We start from the raw sequence: 3,039 nt of genomic DNA on the forward strand, positions 1-3,039 counted from the left end.
GTTCCACAATCACTTTGTGCTGTGAACGGGGCGCATAATATGAAACCCATTCAAAGCTGTCAACGGCTAAATTGAATTACTGAATCAAGCGTTGAAAAAGCCGCCAAATCAGCATCTTTGGCGCCAAAAAATCATCAGTTTGTGCAGAGTTCATCCATTTTGCGCGCTACATCTCAAAATAGCAAAAGACCCTGCATATCACGTTGATTTTTAATTAACGGAATGTTAGCGAAATGCGCTTGAGTCGGGCTCCCGAGCGGCATAGACTGCCCGCGCCATAAACTTTATTACTATAAACCGAGTCCGTCATGTCTTTGCATTCACCAAAAGAAATCGCCGCCCTCGCCGTTCAGGCCGGGGTAAACAAAAGCCGCGCCCCTCTCGCTAATCTGTTGATTCTGGGCTTTCTCGCCGGCGCCTTTATCGCCACCGGCTTCCTGCTGGATATTCACGTCATCGGCACCCTGCCGGCTGAATGGGGCTCTTTCGGCGCCCTGTTGGGCGCCGCGGTCTTCCCTATCGGTTTGATCCTGACCATTCTGGCCGGCGGCGAACTGCTGACCGGCAACATGATGACCTTGCCGATGGCCTGGTTTGCCCGCGAAATCCCCGCCATCGCCGTGCTGCGCAACTGGTTTTGGGTCACTCTGGCCAACCTGGCCGGCAGCGTGGCCGTCGCGTACTTCTTCGGCCATTTGCTGGGCCTGACCGAAGGCGCGTTCTTGCATAAGACGCTGGCGATCGCGCAGGCCAAAGTGGATGCGGACTTCCTGCACGCCTTCATTTCCGGCGTCGGCTGCAACTGGCTGGTGTGCCTGGCGGTGTGGTTAGCCTTCGCCAGCAAAGATGTGCCGGGCAAAGTGATCGGCATGTGGTTCCCTGTCATGGCTTTTGTCGCCATCGGCTTCCAGCACGTGGTGGCGAATATGTTCATCATCCCGGCGGCCATCTTTGCCGGCGGCATGGGTTGGGAACAGTATCTGCCTAATTTCGTCGCGGTATTTCTCGGCAATGCGCTGGGCGGCGCCGGCTTTGTCGGGCTGATGTATTTCATCGCCTACCGTCCGGGTTTGCCGGCCGGCGAACAAGCCTGACAGCAAGCAATAAAAAAGCCCCGGGATCGCTCCACGGGGCTTTTTCATTTACGGCGTATCAGCCTAATCAGGCCTGGGCTTCACGCTCGGCGATGTAAGCCAGCGCCATATCGATACGCTGCAGCGAGCGCTTCTGGCCGATCGCATGCACGGTCACGTCCATGCCCGGCGACTGGCCGGCGCCGGTCACCGCGACGCGCAGCGGCATGCCGACTTTGCCCATGCCGACACCCAGCTCATCCGCCGTGCCCTGAATGGCGTCGTGCACATTTTCCGGCGTCCAGACGGTGATGGCGGCCAGCTTGGCACGCACCGCTTCCAGCGGCTGACGCGCGACCGGGCGCAGGTGCTTCTTGGCGGCGTCGGCGTCGAACTCGCTGAAGTCTTCGTAGAAGTAACGGCAAGACTCCGCCATCTCTTTCAGCGTCTTGCAGCGCTCGCCCAGCAGCTTGACAAGGTCTTTCAGTTCCGGACCGTTGCGGGTTTCAATGCCCAGTTGCTCAACGTGCCATGCCAGATGCACCGCCACTTCTTCCGCCGGCATATGGTTGATGTAGTGGTGGTTCAGCCACTGCAGCTTCTCGGTGTTGAAGGCGCTGGCGGATTTGTTGATCGCTTCCAGCGTGAAGAACTCTTTCATCTCATCGATGGAGAAGATCTCCTGATCGCCATGGGACCAACCCAGGCGCACCAGGTAGTTCAGCAGCGCCTGCGGCAGATAGCCGTCGTCGCGGTATTGCATCACGCCCACGGCGCCGTGGCGTTTGGACAGCTTTTTACCGTCGTCGCCGAGGATCATCGACACGTGCGCATATTCCGGCACCGGCGCACCCAGCGCTTTGAGAATGTTGATCTGGCGTGGGGTGTTGTTGATGTGGTCTTCACCACGGATCACATGGGTGATTTCCATATCCCAGTCATCGACGACGACGCAGAAGTTATAGGTTGGCGAACCGTCGGTGCGGCGGATGATCAGATCGTCCAGCTCCTGGTTGCTGAATTCGATCGGGCCGCGAATTTTGTCGTCGAAGATCACCGACCCTTCCTGCGGATTGCGGAAACGCACCACGTGCGGCTCGTCGTCGGTGTGGCTGCACTGGCTGTCGCGGCAGTGGCCGTCGTAACGCGGCTTCTCGCCATTTTCCATCTGCTTCTCGCGCAGCGCTTCCAGACGTTCCTTGGAGCAATAGCATTTATAGGCCGTGCCCTGCTCCAGCATCTCGTCGATGACCGCGTTGTAGCGATCGAAACGCTTGGTCTGGAAATACGGACCTTCATCCCAATCCAGGTTCAACCAGTTCATGCCATCCATAATTGCGTCGATCGCGTCCTGGGTAGAGCGTTCCAGATCGGTATCTTCGATACGCAGAACGAACTCACCGCCCGCATGGCGGCTGAACAACCAGGAATAAAGTGCGGTACGCGCGCCGCCGACGTGAAGATAGCCAGTCGGGCTCGGTGCAAAACGGGTTTTGATTTTCATTGGGTTCACTGCCTTATTACGCAACGCGTGTCGGCGATGGCCGACGATTGCTCGGAATTGAAAAAAGAGTGGACGACATTGTATCACCACGCGCTAATTCCTCAACGCCGACACGATATTGCGCCGGTCGATTTCGCGCATTTTGCGGCGAGTTTCGCATAGCATCGCGCAAAGAATCGGCGCTGCTGGCGATAATTATCGCGCCCTGCCTAAATTTGCGGCGAACGATTGAAATCATTTTAAAAAGCGTTGACTCACTTTGAACTATCCCTATAATGCGACTCCAACAAGACGGGGCGATTAGCTCAGTTGGTAGAGCATCTCCTTTACACGGAGGGGGTCGGCGGTTCGAGCCCGTCATCGCCCACCATCTTGTTGAGAAAAATGAGAACGAATGAGGGTGATTAGCTCAGTTGGTAGAGCATCTCCTTTACACGGAGGGGGTCGGCGGTTCGAGCCCGT

At 57.0% G+C, this 3,039-nt stretch carries 2 protein-coding genes and 1 tRNA gene; 2 read left to right on the forward strand and 1 reads right to left on the reverse strand.

Translation table 11 applies throughout. The features are described 5' to 3' along the window. Positions 1-308 precede the first annotated feature (308 nt). The gene (locus QMZ29_RS19545) at positions 309-1,094 is read left to right on the forward strand and encodes a formate/nitrite transporter family protein (protein WP_043143749.1); all 786 of its coding nucleotides are present in this window, start codon (positions 309-311) and stop codon (positions 1,092-1,094) included. A gap of 67 nt (positions 1,095-1,161) precedes the next feature. Here QMZ29_RS19545 and gltX read toward each other — a convergent pair whose 3' ends face one another. Next, complete coding sequence (gltX, locus tag QMZ29_RS19550) at positions 1,162-2,577, reverse strand: glutamate--tRNA ligase (protein ID WP_025303764.1); 1,416 nt, start codon at positions 2,575-2,577, stop codon at positions 1,162-1,164. Between the two features lie 294 nt (positions 2,578-2,871). Here gltX and QMZ29_RS19555 point away from each other — a divergent pair. Beyond that, positions 2,872-2,947, forward strand: a tRNA-Val gene (locus tag QMZ29_RS19555). Positions 2,948-3,039: the final 92 nt, after the last annotated feature.

This window comes from Serratia sp. PF-27 (assembly GCF_030053255.1).
Lineage (GTDB): Bacteria > Pseudomonadota > Gammaproteobacteria > Enterobacterales > Enterobacteriaceae > Serratia > Serratia bockelmannii.

Bases quoted from the DNA above. Each gene is read 5' to 3' on its own strand.
- gltX (WP_025303764.1), bottom strand. From the start codon at position 2,577: ATGAAAATCAAAACCCGTTTTGCACCGAGCCCGACTGGCTATCTTCAC.
- QMZ29_RS19545 (WP_043143749.1), top strand. From the start codon at position 309: ATGTCTTTGCATTCACCAAAAGAAATCGCCGCCCTCGCCGTTCAGGCC.